The 15,583-nt window shown below is 69.6% G+C and carries 10 protein-coding genes and 2 pseudogenes; 4 read left to right on the forward strand and 8 right to left on the reverse strand.

The features are described from left to right. Positions 1 to 40: 40 nt before the first annotated feature. Both HUN08_RS06135 and HUN08_RS06140 read right to left on the reverse strand, forming a co-directional pair. Positions 41 to 385: a gamma-glutamylcyclotransferase family protein gene (locus tag HUN08_RS06135; RefSeq protein ID WP_124247957.1), complete on the reverse strand. Its 345-nt coding sequence runs from the start codon at positions 383 to 385 to the stop codon at positions 41 to 43. Further along, positions 376 to 1,374, reverse strand: a complete 999-nt coding sequence (locus HUN08_RS06140) for a magnesium and cobalt transport protein CorA (RefSeq protein ID WP_367649938.1) — start codon at positions 1,372 to 1,374, stop codon at positions 376 to 378. Before HUN08_RS06140 ends, HUN08_RS06135 begins: the two co-directional genes overlap by 10 nt. A 35-nt stretch (positions 1,375 to 1,409) precedes the next feature. Here HUN08_RS06140 and HUN08_RS06145 point away from each other — a divergent pair, with 35 nt between their 5' ends. After that, entirely contained in the window at positions 1,410 to 1,979 is a 570-nt protein-coding gene (locus HUN08_RS06145) for a hypothetical protein (RefSeq protein WP_124247955.1), read from the forward strand. Between the two features lie 13 nt (positions 1,980 to 1,992). Here HUN08_RS06145 and HUN08_RS06150 read toward each other — a convergent pair whose 3' ends face one another. After that, positions 1,993 to 2,829, reverse strand: a complete 837-nt coding sequence (locus tag HUN08_RS06150; RefSeq protein WP_124247954.1) for an SDR family oxidoreductase — start codon at positions 2,827 to 2,829, stop codon at positions 1,993 to 1,995. Positions 2,830 to 2,907: 78 nt separating this feature from the next. Between HUN08_RS06150 and HUN08_RS06155 the strand changes: the two genes are divergently transcribed. Further along, positions 2,908 to 3,546 (forward strand): TetR/AcrR family transcriptional regulator, encoded by a 639-nt coding sequence (locus tag HUN08_RS06155; RefSeq protein ID WP_301546923.1) that lies wholly within the window; start codon positions 2,908 to 2,910, stop codon positions 3,544 to 3,546. Here HUN08_RS06155 and HUN08_RS06160 read toward each other — a convergent pair. From HUN08_RS06160 to HUN08_RS06175, 5 genes and pseudogenes are all read right to left on the reverse strand, one after another. Then, positions 3,543 to 7,291: pseudogene (locus HUN08_RS06160) on the reverse strand (multifunctional oxoglutarate decarboxylase/oxoglutarate dehydrogenase thiamine pyrophosphate-binding subunit/dihydrolipoyllysine-residue succinyltransferase subunit). The gene HUN08_RS06155 and the pseudogene HUN08_RS06160 overlap by 4 nt on opposite strands. A 181-nt stretch (positions 7,292 to 7,472) precedes the next feature. Then, entirely contained in the window at positions 7,473 to 9,113 is a 1,641-nt protein-coding gene (locus HUN08_RS18515; protein ID WP_367649939.1) for an ABC transporter ATP-binding protein, read from the reverse strand. A 665-nt stretch (positions 9,114 to 9,778) separates the two neighbouring features. Beyond that, positions 9,779 to 11,257, reverse strand: a pseudogene (locus HUN08_RS18520) (ABC transporter ATP-binding protein); the annotation flags it as partial. Then, the gene (locus HUN08_RS06170; RefSeq protein WP_174900885.1) at positions 11,254 to 12,057 is read right to left on the reverse strand and encodes a hypothetical protein; all 804 of its coding nucleotides are present in this window, start codon (positions 12,055 to 12,057) and stop codon (positions 11,254 to 11,256) included. The pseudogene HUN08_RS18520 and the gene HUN08_RS06170, both read right to left, overlap by 4 nt. Continuing rightward, positions 12,050 to 13,096, reverse strand: a complete 1,047-nt coding sequence (locus HUN08_RS06175) for a glutathione S-transferase family protein (protein ID WP_124247951.1) — start codon at positions 13,094 to 13,096, stop codon at positions 12,050 to 12,052. The genes HUN08_RS06170 and HUN08_RS06175 overlap by 8 nt, the downstream gene beginning before the upstream one ends. Positions 13,097 to 13,338: 242 nt before the next feature. On the opposite strand from HUN08_RS06175, the gene HUN08_RS06180 reads away from it, so the two are divergent. Both HUN08_RS06180 and HUN08_RS06185 read left to right on the forward strand, forming a co-directional pair. After that, positions 13,339 to 13,977, forward strand: a complete 639-nt coding sequence (locus HUN08_RS06180; RefSeq protein WP_124247950.1) for a PadR family transcriptional regulator — start codon at positions 13,339 to 13,341, stop codon at positions 13,975 to 13,977. Positions 13,978 to 14,050: 73 nt separating this feature from the next. Then, positions 14,051 to 15,493, forward strand: a complete 1,443-nt coding sequence (locus HUN08_RS06185; RefSeq protein WP_301546970.1) for an MFS transporter — start codon at positions 14,051 to 14,053, stop codon at positions 15,491 to 15,493. Positions 15,494 to 15,583 lie beyond the last annotated feature (90 nt).

Genomic DNA, 15,583 nt, shown 5'->3' on the forward strand with positions numbered 1-15,583 from the left:
ACTGACCTATTGTGAGACCTCGGGCGGGTGCCCGACGAGATCAGGTGGCCAGCACGTAGACCCAGCCGCGGCCACCAGAGCGCAGCGGCACCTCGACGCGGGCGTAGTCGTCGACCTCGTATTCGTCGGCGGCGGCCAACTCGTCGTCGTCGACGCGGAAGGCCGTTCCCTCCACGGCGTCGTCGGCGGAACCGGGCACCAGGATCGGGTGCCGGTCGGTGCCGCTGCGCGCGATGACCATCGGGTCGGTGATGGTCAGCATCTCGCTGCGGTAGCCGACGATCGCGTCGGCGACGCCGGGCAGCAGGCGGCCGAAGGTGGCGCGCTGCACCTCGGGGAGTTGCAGCGTGCCGTAGGAGAACAGGGTGTGGACCGTCATAGCCATCCGTGCTTGCGGAAGTTGCGCCACAGCAGGGCGCAGATGGCGACCATGATGCCGAGGATGACGAAATAGCCGTAGTGCCAATCCAACTCGGGCATGTGCTTGAAGTTCATCCCGTAGATCCCGGCGATCATGGTCGGCGCCGCCGCCATCGCCGCCCACGCGGTGATCTTGCGCATGTCGGTGTTCTGCTGGATGCCGACCTTCGCGGCGGCCGAGTCGAGCATCGACGAGAGCAGGTTGTCGTAGTCCATGACGCGGTCGTTGACCGTGGTGAGGTGGTCGGAGACGTCGCGGAAGTAGGTGCGCACCTCGTCGGGCAGCCACGGGTTCGGCATGGTCAGCCGCTGCAGCGGGATGGTCAGCGGCGTGCAGGCGCGGCGGAACTCGATCACCTCGCGGCGCAGCAGGTAGACCGGGTCGATGTCGACGACCGCGCCGCCGAACACGGCCTGTTCGATCTCGACGACGTCGGTGTCGAGTTCCTCGGCCACCACCAGGTAGGCGTCGACGACCCGGTCGGCGACCGCGTGCAGCACCACCGAGGGCCCGATCGCCAGCGCGGTCGGATTCTCCTCGAGGCGGTGGCGCATCGACGCCAGTTCGGTCTGTTCGCCGTGGCGGACGGTGATGACGTAGTCCTCGCCGAGGAACACCATGATCTCGCCGGTGGAGACGACCTCCGCGGTGGAGGCGAGCGAGTCGTGGTCGACGTAGGCGACGGTGCGCAGCACCATGAACAGCGTCTCGCCGTACATCTCGAGCTTGGGGCGCTGGTGGGCGACGACGGCATCCTCGACGGCGAGTTCGTGCAGCCCGAACACCGAGGCGATGTCGGTCATCTGCAGGGTGTCGGGGGCGTGCACGCCCAACCAGACGAAGCCCTCGCCGGTCTCGCGCACCTTCGCCAAGGCGTCGGCGTAGCCGTATGCCTGGGGATCGCGCACCCCGTCGACGTAGATCGCGCAGTCAACAACAGGATCGGCGGTCACGACTGTTGATAGTAGGCGATTGCTACGGTGTGGGCATGGCGCGATGGGTGATGCTGTTCGGGGTGGTGGTCGCAGTGCTGACCGGGTGTGCGGCGCAACCCGCGCCGGCGCCGCTGCGCATCGGCGCGTCGTCGGATCCGCAGATGCAGATGGTCGCCGCGCTGTACCGCGGCGCCCTGCGGGTCCAGCGCATCGCGGTGGAGGAGCCGATCCGCATCGCGAACGACCGGGCCCAGCTCGACGCGATGGGCGGTGACGAGGTCGACCTCTTCCCGACGACGGTCCCGCTGCTGTTGGCGGTGGTGCTCCCGGCCGGTCGGCCCGGTGCCTCGGGAGCCGAGGCGACCGAGTTCGGGGACGCCGACTACACGCTGGTCAGCCGCTCACTGCCGACCGGCGTCGCGGTCGGCGACCCGGTGGCGGGACAGCAACTGGTGCCGGTGTACCGCGCCACGCGGTTCGAGCGTGACGACGTGAAGGCGCTCAACAAGGTCGCCGGTGAGTTGACGATGCCCGACCTGGCGGCGCTCACGGCGCAATGGCAGGCGGGGAAGGACCAGACCGTGCTGGTGGGCGACTGGCTCAGCCAGCACGGTTTGGCCTAGCTTCCGGCTGCTCCTACTTGGAGAAACGCTTGATCGCCGCGCCGGTGAGGCGGGCGGCGATTCCCTGGTAGCCCGACGCGACGAGGCGGACCCACAGGTCGAGCAGCTTCGCGTCGTTGCCGACGAGGACGCGGGCGCGCCCCTTCTCGACCGCGCGCAGGATGATGTCGGCGGCCTTCTCCGGGCTCATCCGCAGCAGGTACTTGTCGAAGGCGTCGGCGAGCTTCGAGTTGTTCTCGTCGTCGCCGGAGAAGGTCGCGTTCTTCGCGATCGCGGTCTTGACGCCGCCGGGGTGGACACAGGTGACCTTGACCGGGTGCTTGGCCAGGATCATCTCCTGGTTGAGCGACTCGGTGAAGCCGCGCACGGCGAACTTCGCCGAGTTGTAGGCCGACTGGCCGGGCTCGGAGAGGAGGCCGAACAGCGACGAGGTGTTGACGATGTGGCCGTCGCCCGAGGCGATGATGTGGGGGAGGAAGGCCTTGGTCCCGTTGACGACGCCCCAGAAGTCGACGTCCATCACGCGGTCGATGTCCTTGAACTCCATGTGCTCGACCTCGCCGTGGTGGGCGATGCCGGCGTTGTTGAAGATCGCGTTGACCTTGCCGAAATGATCGGCGACGGTCTGGGCGTACTCTAGGACGGCCTCGCGCTCGGCGACGTTGAGGAGTTGGCTGTGGACCTCGGTGCCGGTCGCCTTCACCAGGCGCTCGGTCTCGGCCAGACCGTTGGGATCGACGTCGCTGATGGCGACCTTGGCGCCGCGCTTGCCGAGCTTGACGGCCAGCTCGCGGCCCATGCCCGACGCGGCTCCGGTGACAACGACGACCTTGTTGCGGAAATCATCCATGCCGCTCACGCTATCCGATTTATTGACGCATCGTCAATAGCCTATTGGACGGTTGGTCAATAGTGTTACGGTGGCGGTGTGGCACGTGGTGACGAGGGTAAGAAGCGGACGCGGATGAGTCCGGCGGCGCGGCGCGAGCAGTTCATCGCCTTGGGTCGTGACCTGGTCAAACGCGTCTCTGCGGAGAAGGTCTCGATCGAATCGGTGGCGCAGGCGGCGGGGGTCTCGCGCGCGCTGGTGTTCCACTACTTCGCGTCGAAACAGGAGTTCCACGTCGCCCTCGCGCAGGCGCAGGCCGACGAGCTGTTGTCGGTCGTGCAACCCGACCCCGCCATCGCCGAGCCGGTCGAAGTGCTCCGGGCCTCGATGAACGCCTACCTCGACTTCGTCACCGAGAACCGGCATGCCTACACGGCCTTCCTGCGCGGCACGGCGGCGGCCGATCCGCAGATGCGGCGGATCGTCGACACCACCCGGTCGCGGATCGCCGCGATGATCCAGGAGCGCACCGTCGTCTTCGCGGACTGGACCCCCACCGCGGAACTCGCCGTGCGCGGCTGGTTCGCCTTCGTCGACGAGATCGCGCTGATCTGGCTGGACGGATCGCGACTCACGCGCGCCGAGGTCCTCGACCTGGCGGTGGAATCGCTGCTCGCCCTCGCGCCGGTGACCGGCGCCGTCGACGACGTCCGAACCGCCGACGGCGCTCCCCGCTAGCTCGACGGCGCCGGGGCGATCTCCTTGGGGCCGAAGGCGCTGTCGAGGATCTCCTGCTGCTCCACCGCGTGCACCTTGCTCGACCCCGACGACGGCGCCGACATCTGGCGGCGCGAGATGCGGCGCAGGCGGCCGGTGAAGATGTCCGGCAGGTACTCGGGCAGCCAGAGGCCGAGGAAGGGCCACGGGCCCTGGTTCGCCGGCTCCTCCTGGACCCACACGAAGTCCTCGGCGTTGGGGTACAGCTCCAAGGTCATGCGCATGCGGCGGTAGGGGACCGGGTACAGCTGCTCGATCCGGACGATCGCGATGTCCTCGCGGCCCTCCTTCTCGCGGCGGGCGGCCAACTCGTAGTAGAGCTTGCCGCTGACCAGCAGCACCCGGGTCACCTTCGAGCGGTCCTTCGACCCATCGGCGAACGCCGGGTCGTCGAGCACCGAGAGGAACTTCGAATCGGTGAAGTCCGAGACCGGGCTGACCGCGGCCTTGTTGCGCAGCATCGACTTCGGCGTGAAGACGACCAGCGGGCGCTCGATGCCGTCGAGGGCGTGGCGGCGCAGCAGGTGGAAGTAGCTGGCCGGCGTCGACGGCAGGGCCACCGTCATCGATCCCTCGGCGCACAGCTGCAGGAAGCGCTCGATGCGGCCCGACGTGTGGTCGGGGCCCTGGCCCTCGTGGCCGTGCGGCAGCAGCATCACGACGCCGGAGGTCTGGCCCCACTTGGCCTCGCCGGAGCTGATGAACTCGTCGATGATCGACTGGGCGCCGTTGACGAAGTCGCCGAACTGGCCCTCCCACAGCACCATCGCGGTCGGGTCGCCCACCGAATAGCCGTACTCGAAGCCGACGACGGCGAACTCGGACAGGGGCGAGTCGTACACGAGGAAGCGGCCGGCGTGGTCGGGATCCTCGCCCGGGATGTGGTTGAGCGGGGTGTATTCCGACCCGTTGTGCCGATCGATCAGCACCGAGTGCCGCTGGGTGAAGGTGCCGCGGCGCGAGTCCTGGCCGGACAGGCGCACGGTGCGGCCCTCCAGGACGAGGGAGCCGAAGGCCAGCAACTCGGCGAAGGCCCAGTCGATGCCGCCCTCCCGGGACTCCTGCTGACGGCGCTTGAGCACCGGCAGCACGCGCGGGTGCGCGCTGAAGCCGTCGGGCAGCGTCATGAAGGCGTCGCCGATCCGGGCCAGGGTGTCCGGGGACACCGCGGTGACCAGTTTCGACGGCAGGGACTGCTCGGCCTCGATGGTCGGGCTGGGCTCGGCGGTGTACCGCTCGAGCTCCTTGACCTCGTTGAAGACCCGCTCCAACTGGCCCTGGTAGTCGCGCAGCGCGTCCTCGGCCTCCTTCGTGGAGATGTCGCCACGGCCGATGAGGGCTTCGGTGTAGGACTTGCGGACACCGCGCATGGTGTCGATCACGTCGTACATGGCCGGCTGGGTCATCGACGGGTCGTCGCCCTCGTTGTGGCCGCGGCGGCGGTAGCAGACGAGGTCGATGACGACATCCTTCGCGAATGCCTCGCGGTAGTCGACGGCCAGCTTGGCCGCCCAGACGCAGGCCTCCGGGTCGTCGCCGTTGACGTGGAAGATCGGCGCGCCGATCATCTTCGCCACGTCGGTGCAGTACTCGGTGGAGCGGGAGTACTCCGGCGCGGTGGTGAAGCCGACCTGGTTGTTGACCACGATGTGGACGGTGCCGCCGACGCGGTAGCCCGGCAGCATGGCGAGGTTCAGGGTCTCGGCCACGACGCCCTGCCCGGCGAAGGCTGCGTCGCCGTGGAGCATGAGCGGCAGGACCGGGAAGTCGCCGGCGGTGTCGCCGAGAAGATCCTGCTTGGCGCGGACGATGCCCTCGAGTACCGGGTCGACGGCCTCCAGGTGCGACGGGTTGGCGGTCAGCGAGACGGTGATCTCGTTGTCGCCGAACATCTGGTAGTACTTGCCCTCGGCGCCGAGGTGGTACTTCACGTCGCCGGAGCCGTGCGACTGCGACGGGTCCTGGTTGCCCTCGAACTCGGTGAAGATCTTCGAGTACGGCTTGCCGACGATATTGGCCAGCACGTTGAGGCGGCCGCGGTGCGGCATGCCGATGACGACCTCGTTCAAATCGTGCTCGGCGCTCTGGTCGATCACGGCGTCCATCATCGGGATCACCGACTCGGCGCCCTCGAGGGAGAAGCGCTTCTGGCCGACGTACTTGGTGGCCAGGAAGGTCTCGAAGGCCTCGGCGGCGTTCAGCTTGCTGACGATGTACTTCTGCTCCGCCACCGGCGGCTTCACGTGCTTGATCTCCACCCGCTCCTGGAGCCACCGCTGCTGCTCGGGCTCGAGGATGTGGGTGTACTCCACGCCGACGTGTCGGCAGTAGGCGTCGCGCAGCACCGACAGGACGTCGCGCAGCTTCATCCGCTCCTTGCCGTGGAATCCGCCGACGCGGAACGTGCGGTCGAGATCCCACAGGGTCAGGCCGTAGGTCTCGATGCGCAGGTCGGGGTGGGCGCGCCGCGCGTCGCTGTCCATCATCAGCGGATCGATGTCGGCCATGAGGTGGCCGCGGCTGCGGTAGGCGGCGATCAGTTCCAGCACGCGCGTCGACTTGTCGACGAGGCCGGGCGGAACGTCCTGGCGCCAGCGGATCGGCTCGTAGGGGATGTGCAGCGCGGTGAAGATGGAGTCCCAGAAGTCGTCTTCGAGGAGCAGGTGGTGCACCTTGCGCAGGAAGTCGCCCGACTCCGCGCCCTGGATGATGCGGTGGTCGTAGGTCGAGGTCAGCGTCATCAGCTTGCCGACGCCGAGCTCGGCGATCTGCTCCTCGGAGGCACCCTGGAATTCGGCCGGGTACTCCATGGCGCCCGCACCGATGATGGCGCCCTGACCGGGCATGAGGCGCGGCACCGAGTGCACGGTGCCGATCGTGCCTGGGTTGGTCAGCGAGATGGTGACCCCGGCGAAGTCCTCGGCCGTCAGCGCGCCCTCGCGGGCCCGGCGGATGACGTCCTCGTAGGCCGCCCAGAATTCGCCGAAGGACTTGGACTCGCATTCCTTGATGGCCGCGACCACCAGCGAGCGGTTGCCGTCCTTGCCGGGCAGGTCGATGGCCAGGCCCAGGTTGGTGTGGGCGGGCGACACCGAGTTCGGCTTGCCGTCGATCTCGGCGAAGTGGTTGTTCATGTTGGGGAAGGACTTGATCGCCTGGACGAGCGCGTACCCCAGCAGGTGGGTGAAGGAGACCTTGCCGCCCCGGGTGCGGGCGAGGTGGTTGTTGATGACGATGCGGTTGTCGATCATCGCCTTGACCGGGATGGCGCGCACGCTGGTGGCGGTCGGCAGGGCCAGCGAGGCGGTCATGTTGCGCACGACGGCGGCCGAGGCGCCGCGCAGCACCTTCGAGGTCTCGGCGGCCTCGTCCGGCGCGGGGGCCGGCTTGGCCGGTGCCGGGGCCGGCGCGGTGGGGCGGGGGCCGGGACAGATTCGCGGCCCGAGCCGTCGCGGCCGGTGGTGCCGACGCCGGAGGCGGCCTTCGTGGCAGGGGCCTCGGTGGCCGGCGCGGGTGCGGAGACGGGCTTGGCCGGCTCCTCGTCGAGCGTCAGCGGTTGGTTGGCGGCGCCGGACGGTGCGGCGGTCGCGGGCGGGGCCGGCGCGGCGGCGGGTGCGGATCCATTCGACGCCGGCTTGTAGTCCGCGAGCACCTCCCGCCAACTCGGGTCGACCGAGTTCGGATCCACCAGATACTTCTGGTACATCTCCTCGACCAACCAGGTGTTCTGCCCGTAATCGGATGCGGGGGTGTTCACGCGGTCCTTCGCCTCAATTCCCTCTTCAGCTGGGCGGCCGGAATGGGTGGGGGTCGCCCATGATTCATTTCAGGTCTGCGCGAGAGTGCGCGCCGGCACGGTGGTGCGGGCCGCATCCTCGTTGGTGATGCTACGCGGGCGCATCGGCTCGTGCCGCACTAGTCTGCGCACTCGACTCCCAGAGTTCGCGATACCGACCGGTAGCTTCCAACAGATCCTCGTGGGTGCCCCGCTGGACCACGCGACCGTCCTCGATCACGGCGATCGAATCCGCTTGTGCCGCAGTCGCCAATCGGTGCGCGACGATGACACTCGTGCGCCGCGCGGCGGTGGCGCCGAAGGCGGCCAGCACCCGCGCCTCGGTCTGTTGGTCCAGCGTCGCGGTCGCCTCGTCGAGCAGCACCAGGTCCGGCTCGACGAGTTCGGCGCGGGCCAGGGCGACGAGTTGGCGCTGACCCGAGGAGAGCCCGCGTCCGCGTTCGCCCACCGGGTGGTTCATCGCACCGGGCAGCCCCGCGATCACGTCGAGCGCGCCGACCGCGGCAGCGGCGGCCTCGATCTCGGCGCGAGTGGCCTCGGGCCGGCCGAAGGCGATGTTCTGCGCGACGGTGCCGGCGAACAGGTGGGGCTCCTGCGGTACGACGGCGAGGCGCCCGCGATAGGCCCGCAGCGGCATGGCGCGCAGGTCCTCGTCGTCGGCGGTGATCGCCCCGGAGGTGGGGTCGTAGAAGCGGGCCAGCAGTTTGACGATGGTGGACTTGCCCGCCCCCGTCGAGCCGACCAGGGCCAAGGAGGTGCCGGCCGGGACGTCCAGGTCGACCTCGCGCAGTGCGGGTGCGGGGGAGTCGGGGTAGGTGAACCCGACGTCGTCGGCGACCATGTGCGCCGGGCGCGGGGTGCGGCGCGCGGGGGCGGCCTCGTCGTCGAGGTGGGATTCCAGCGACGACCGCGTCGAGAGGAGTTGCCCGATCCGGTTCAGGCCCACCCGGGCCTGCTGGTAGCCGTCGAAGACCTGGGTGAGTTGCTGGACCGGCCCGAACAGCATGCCGAGGTAGAGGACGAAGGCGATGAGCGCGCCGGCCGAGAGCGTCCCACCGGCGATCCGGTGCGCCCCGAGGACCAGGACGGTGGCGGTGGCGAGATCCGACACCAACACGATGAACGGGAAGTACAGCGCGATCGCGCGTTGGGTCACCATGCGGGCGCGGTACCAGTCGTCGGAGTAGCGGCCGAATCGGTGCAGCGCAGCCTCGCCGTGCCGGTATCCCTGCGTCGTCTTGAGGCCGGCGAGGTTCTCCTGCAGGTCGGCGTTGACGACGCTCACCAGTTCGCGCGAGCGGAGGTAGGCGCGGGAGCTGATACGACGGAAGACGACGGTCGCGATCGCGAGGATCGGGATGACCGGCGTGAGCGCGACGGCCAGCCCGGGCTGGGTGACGCCGAGTGCGGCCGCGACGCCGATCAGCGTCAGACCGGCGACCCCGGCCGCGGTCAGGCCGGTCTGCACGAAGGTCGACAGGGCGTCGATGTCGGTGGTCATGCGCGTCATGATCCGCCCGGACAGCTCCCGCTCGTAGTAGTCGAGTCCGAGGCGCTGCAGGTGGGCGAAGCTGCGCACCCGCAGGCCGAAGAGCACGCGCTCCCCGGCGCGGGTGGAGAAGGCCAGCGTGCCGACGGCGACGGCCCAGCCGGCCACGACGAGCAGCAGGCCGAGAAGCGAGGCGCGGTAGATCGCCGACGCCTGGCCGTGGCCGGCGGCGTCGATGGACACTCGCGCCAGCGACGGGAAGACCAGTCCGATGCCGGTGTCGGCCGCGACGCACAGTGCGGTCGCGGCCAGCAGCCAGCCCACCGGCGCGAGGGCCTGGCGCAGGCGGAAGACGGGGGTCTCGCGGCGCAACTCGTCGACGTCGGCGTGCGGGTCAGCGGCGGCCGGCGGCAAGGCGTCGACGTCGGCCAGGAGTTCGTCGGTGGCCGCCGCCGCGCCCAGCGCGCCGGACACGGCCATCCCGCCGCCGCCCCGGCCCCGCCCAGACCCGCGCCCGCGCCACCGGGCCGAGCGGGTGCCGCACCCGAGCGCCACGTCCTGCCGTCGGTCCCGATCTCGGGCCACAGGTCGTCGCGCGGCGGGGTGGACGGGCTGGTCGCGTCGGGTGTCGTCGGCGCCGCCGCAGTGGCGGACATCAGCGCGGCGAAGCGGGTACTGGTCGCGGCGAGTTCGTCGAGGGTCCCGGTCTCGGCGATCACCCCGCCGTCGAGGATCGCGACGCGATCGGCGATGTGCAGGGTGGACATGCGGTGGGCCAGGACCAGCATGGTGGCACGCGATTCCCGCAGCAGTTCCAGGATTCGGGCCTCGGTGACGGCGTCGACCGCCGAGGTCGCGTCGTCGAGGATCAACACCCGCGGCCGGGCGTAGAGCGCCCTGGCCAGCGCTATCCGCTGGCGCTGCCCGCCCGAGAGCGTCAGCCCGCGCTCGCCGACGACACTGTCGACGCCGGCGGGCAGCGCGGCGACGAACCCGGCGGCGTCGGCCCGTTCGAGCGCGTCGGCAAGACGGCGGCGCTGCTGCTCGTCGAGTGCGTCGGACCGCGCCATCGCGACGTTGGCCGCGATGGTGTCGGAGTAGAGGAAGGGGTCGTCGGGGACGACGGCGACCGCGCCGTGCAGGTCGTCGGCGGACAGCTCGTCGACGTCGACGGGCCCGTCTGCGCCGACGAGCGACACCGAGCCGGACTGCGGGCGCTGGAAGCGGACCGCGAGATCGGCGAGCGTGGACTTCCCGGAGCCGGGGCCGCCGATGACGGCGACGCATTCGCCGGGCGCGATGTCGAGGTCCACGCCGCCGAGCACGGGGGTCGCCGGGGCGTCGGGGAAGGCGAAACCGACGTCGCGCAACCGCAGGCCGAGTTCGCCGTCGGGCAGTGGGTGCGGATCGTCGGGATCCTCGTCGCGCGGGTGGTCGATGACGTCGAAGACGCGTTGGGCCGAGGCGTGGGCGAGTTGGGCGGTCACCACGACGTTGGAGAGCATCCTGGTGACGGCCATGAGCGTGGTGACGTAGGCCGCGAAGGCGAGGAAGGTGCCCGCGGTGATCTCGCCGTGCAGGGCGAGGAGTGCGCCGACCCCGATCACCCCGATCGTCGCCAGCTGCGGCAACGCCGAGATCAGCGGGGCGAAGCGGGCCTCGACCCGGGCGGCCCGCACCCGTCGCGCATAGAGCGTGCGGCCGAGGTCGACGAGCCGATCGGTCATCCGGTGCTCCTGACCGAAGCCCTTGACCACGCGCACCCCGGTCACCGTCTCCTCGACGTGGGTCGCGACGTCGGCGGCCGACTGCTGCGCCGACCACGTCGCCGCGAACAACCGCCGCCTGCTGCGGTACGCCGTCCAGGCGAGCAGGGGGACGACGAGCAGCGCCACCGCGGTGAGCAGCGGGGAGAGGAAGGCCATGATCGCGAAGGCGCCGACCGCTTGGATGGCACCGCCGACGGCCATCGGCGTCATCGACATGAGGCCTTGGACCACCTGCAGGTCGGAGATCGAGCGCGAGACCACCTGGCCGGTGCGGATGGTGTGCTGCGCCGGACCGTCCAGGCGCAGCACGGTGGCCAGGATCGCGACCCGCAGATCGCGCTGCACCCCGATGGCCAGGGCGCCCGCCGCCCACCGTCGGCCGAGGGTGGACAGATAGCGGAGCAGGGCCACCGCGATCATCACCGCGATCACGGTCGACAGCGCCCAGCCCGCCTTGGCGGCCCCGGTCGCGTGGTCGAGCGCGGCCCGGGACAGGAGCGGGAAGGCCAGGTCGGCACCCACCCCGATCGCGACGGCGAGGACGGTGGCGATCAGGAAGCCGCGCCGGGCCGCCGCCAGGCGTACCAGGCGGGGCAACCAACCATCGCGGGTTCTCACCGAGGGATGAACACCTGCCCGGGGGCGCCGGGGAGCGCCGGCTCGTCGGCGAGGCTGCCGTCGATGACCAGTTCCGCGGGCCAGCGGTTCGGCGGCGGGCCGAAGGAGGCGCGCGCGTTGGCGATGATCTTCTTGCCGAGTGCGCGGTTGCCGACCGCCCCGATCCCCGCGCCGATACCGGCGGGAAGCAGTTTGCCCAGGATCATCGGGGCCCGCTTGACGGTGAACTTGCGGAGCACCTTGTTCAGCATCTTCTGGTTGAAGGCGGACAGGTTCGCCCCGGGGATGGCCGTGGACGAGAGCTGCTTGATCGCCGTCGACCGCGTGCTGCCGACGAGTCGGCTCAGCGCGGACATACCCTCCTCGCCGAGCGCGACGGAGAGCACGAGCGATTCGCGCCGCTTCTGGTCGGCCGGCTCGATGCCGTGGACCTCGGCGATGGCCAGGGCGAGCAGCGCCGAGGCCTCCAGGAAGAACAGCGACTCGCCCGCGACGGCCGAGAGCGCGGCGATGGTGCCGACGCCGGGGAACGCCGCGGTGGCGCCGACCGCCCCGCCGGTCCCGGTGACGGCCACGAGGTACTGCTTCTCCAGCCGTTCGATGATCTGCTGCGGCGACTCGTCGGGATGCGACGCGCGGATTTTGTTGACGTACTTCGCCACCGCCGGCGCCTGGAGGCGCTGCGCCGAGCGGAGCAACTTGTCGGCCGCGCCCACCGCGTGTGCCGGCGGCTCGGGATGGGCGAAGCCGTCCGCGCCGGGAGCGGCGGGCAGGGAGTTGTTCGGAACCTTCTTAGCCATCGCTGGGTACCCCATTCGTTGTCGGGACGGTTTCGTCTGGTCGTGGAGGCGGCGGCGGGGTGCCGTCGCCGAACGGTCGGCCGCCCAGTTGGGCGCGGTGGTGCGGGGTCAGCCAACCCCGCAGATCAGGTCCGTCGGGCACGATGCCCGTCGGGTTGATGTCGCGGTGCACCAGGTAGTAGTGCTGCTTGATCTGCGTGAAGTCGACGGTGTCGCCGAAGCCCGGGGTTTGGAACAGGTCGCGGGCGTAGGCCCACAGCGCGGGCATCTGGGCGAGCAGGTTGCGGTTGGTCTTGAAGTGCCCGTGGTAGACGGGATCGAATCGGACCAGGGTGGTGAACAGCCGGACGTCGGCCTCGGTGATGGTGTCCCCGACGAGGTAGCGCTGGCGGGTCAACCGCTGCTCGAGTACGTCGAGCTGGGTGAACAGCCGCGCGAACGCGCGGTCGTAGGCCTCTTGGCTGCCGGCGAAGCCGCAGCGGTAGACGCCGTTGTTGACCTCGGTGAACACGACCGCGTTGATCTCGTCGATCTGCTCGCGCAAATGCTCGGGGTAGAGGGCGGGCGCGCCGTCGCGGTGGAACTCGGTCCACTGCGTGGAGAAGTCGAGCGTTATCTGGGCGTAGTCGTTGGTGACCACGGCGCCGTCGCGCTCGTCGACGATCGCGGGCACCGTGATGCCCTTGGGATAGCCGGGGAAGCGCTTCTCGTAGGCGTCCTTGAGGCGGGGGATGCCCAGCACGGGGTCGACGCCGCCCGGGTCGAGGTCGAAGGTCCACGAGTCCGCGTCGTGGGTGGGGCCGCACAGGCCGAGCGACAACGCGTCTTCGAGACCGAGGAGGCGGCGCACGATGAGGGTGCGATTCGCCCACGGGCAGGCGCGGGCGGCGACCAGGCGGTAGCGCCCGGCCTCCACCGGGTAGCCGTCGCGGCCGTCGGCGGTGATGCGGGTGGAGATGTATGCGGTGTCGCGGACGAACTCTTGTCCGGGGGTCACGTAGACGCCCTGTTCCTGCTCGCCCTGCTCGTGCTCGACCACCGTGACCTCCTGCTCTCGCCGTCCCGATCTCGCCGTCGGAGTGCGCGGCGGCGTGCGCGCAACATCGGTTCAACGTCGCACGGTCGGCGGAGATTCCCGGCCACGTCGGATTCGCGGCTGTGACCACCGACACGCTTCGAGCATATCCGCGTGCTGTTGACAACCCGTTCGCGCCGATCCTACTATTCCGTTCGGAATATTCGACGCGGAGTAATTCGGACATATCGTCGGGGAGGTGAGTCATGACCGGGATCGGCAAGAGCGGGCAGAAGCCGCTCGACCTGCTGGTGCTGAGCTTGCTCGTCGAACGGCCGATGCATCCGTACGAGATGGCCCAATTGGCGGTCAAACGGCATTTCGACCGTCTCGTCAAACTCCGGACGACCTCGATCTACCACGTCGTGGAACGGCTGCACGCTCAAGGGCTGCTGCGGGTACACGACGTGGTGCGGGAGGGGAACCGGCCCGAGCGCACGGTCTACGCGCTCACCGACGAGGGCCGGGCCGCGCATCGGGCCACTCTCGAGCACCTGCTCGCCGAGCGACCCGTCGAATTTCCGCAGCTCTACCTGGCGTTGGCCCAAGCGCACGAACTCCCGCGTGAAGACGCGTCGCGGTTGCTGCGTCAACGCCGGGCGGAAATGGCCGATGAGTTGACACAGGTCGTCGACCTGGTCGAGTCGACCTCCGCCAGCGGCGTGCCGGAGGTGTTCCGCCTCGACGGCGGGATGCGCATCGCGACGCTGCGCGCGCAGATCGACTGGCTCGACGTCCTGCTCGACCGGATGGACAACCACGAGATCGCCTGGCTCGACGACGTGCTCGGCGATGTCACCTGTACCAACAACGAAACGGATGGACTCGGATATGACCTCCTCTGACACCGTCGCGCCCCCGCGCGGCGCGGCCCGCGGGCCGGGAACCGAGGGCGAGGGGAAGAACCCCTGGCTCGCCATGCTGTCCATGTGCGTCGGCTTCTTCATGATCTTGGTCGACATGACCATCGTCGCCGTGGCGCAGCCGAAGATCCAGGAGGCGTTGCACGCCGACCTGAACGCGATCGTCTGGGTCACCAGCGCCTATCTGCTGACCTACGCGGTGCCGCTGCTCGTCGCCGGGCGCCTGGGCGACAAGTACGGGCCGAAACTGATCTTCCAGATCGGCCTCGTCGTCTTCACCGCGGCCAGCGTGTGGTGTGCCTTCTCCACGACGATCGGCATGCTGATCGCGGCCCGCGCGGTGCAGGGCATCGGCGCGGCGCTGATCACCCCGCAGACGATGGCGATCGTCACGCGCATCTTCCCGCCGCACAAGCGCGGCGCGGCCATGGGTGTGTGGGGCATCGTCGCCGGTGTCGCGACGATGGTCGGCCCGCTGCTCGGCGGTGTCCTGACCGACAACTTCGGTTGGAAGTGGATCTTCCTGATCAACCTGCCGGTCGGCATCATCGGCCTCGTCCTCGCGCAGATCTTCGTGCCGAACGTCGAGACGCATGACCACAAGTTCGACTGGGTCGGCGTCATCCTCTCCGGCATCGGTCTGGCCGCACTGGTCTTCGGTATCCAGGACGGCGAGAAGAACGACTGGGCCGGATGGATCTGGGGCATGATCGCCGTCGGCGTGCTGTACCTGATCCTCTTCGTGCTCTGGGAGGCGACGTATCGCCGCGAGCCGTTGGTGCCGCTCTCGTTGTTCTCCGACCGCAACTACTGGGTGTCCAACGTCGGCATCTTCGCTCAGGGCTTCGCGATCACCGGAATCATGATCCCGGTCATGTTCTTCCTGCAGCTCGTCGGCGGTATGTCGCCCACGCGCTCGGCGCTGATGCTGGTGCCGATGGCGTTGGTCAGCGGCGGTCTCGCCCCGGTGATCGGCCGCCTGGCCGACCGGGTGCACCCGCGCCTGATCATCTCCACGGCGATGTTCCTCAACGGTGTCGCGCTCGTCATCATGGCGATCATCAACCGCCCGGCCACCCCGGTCTGGCAGCTGCTGATCCCGACGATCCTGATGGGTGTCGCCGGTGCCGGTATCTGGGCTCCGCTGGGCGCCACCGCGACGCGCAACCTGCCGTGGCACCAGGCCGGTGCCGGTGCCGGTGTCTACAACACCACCCGTGTCGTCGGGTCGGTGCTGGGCAGTGCCGGGGTCGGCGCGCTGATGCAGGCGCTGCTGCGACACGAGTTCCCGCACTTCAACATGAGTTCGGCGATGGGGCACGCCTCCGCGGCAGGTGCGCGCCTGCCGGAGGTGGCCAAGGAGCCGTTCTCGGTCGCGATGGGGCACTCGATCTTCCTGGGTGCCGGCGTGGTCTTCGCGGCCGCCGCCGTCGCGCTGCTGCTGGTCCCGTTGAAGCCGGTGGAGGCGCCCGCCGCGCCTGCCGCCGAGACGGCATAGCAACGGCCGACGGTTCGACGCGGGAGGCGGGTTCGGGCGATGCCCGGCCCGCCTCCCGTGCTTTGTCGGGGGTCCCTCTTACGATGCAGG

Source organism: Gordonia sp. X0973 (assembly GCF_013348785.1).
Classification (GTDB): domain Bacteria; phylum Actinomycetota; class Actinomycetes; order Mycobacteriales; family Mycobacteriaceae; genus Gordonia.

What these genes read in the sequence shown, in the direction of transcription:
- HUN08_RS06170 (WP_174900885.1), bottom strand. Translation starts at nt 12,057, where the DNA reads ATGGCTAAGAAGGTTCCGAACAACTCCCTGCCCGCCGCTCCCGGCGCG.
- HUN08_RS06135 (WP_124247957.1), bottom strand. Translation starts at nt 385, where the DNA reads ATGGCTATGACGGTCCACACCCTGTTCTCCTACGGCACGCTGCAACTC.
- HUN08_RS06145 (WP_124247955.1), top strand. Translation starts at nt 1,410, where the DNA reads ATGGCGCGATGGGTGATGCTGTTCGGGGTGGTGGTCGCAGTGCTGACC.
- HUN08_RS06150 (WP_124247954.1), bottom strand. Translation starts at nt 2,829, where the DNA reads ATGGATGATTTCCGCAACAAGGTCGTCGTTGTCACCGGAGCCGCGTCG.
- HUN08_RS06185 (WP_301546970.1), top strand. Translation starts at nt 14,051, where the DNA reads ATGCTGTCCATGTGCGTCGGCTTCTTCATGATCTTGGTCGACATGACC.
- HUN08_RS06180 (WP_124247950.1), top strand. Translation starts at nt 13,339, where the DNA reads ATGACCGGGATCGGCAAGAGCGGGCAGAAGCCGCTCGACCTGCTGGTG.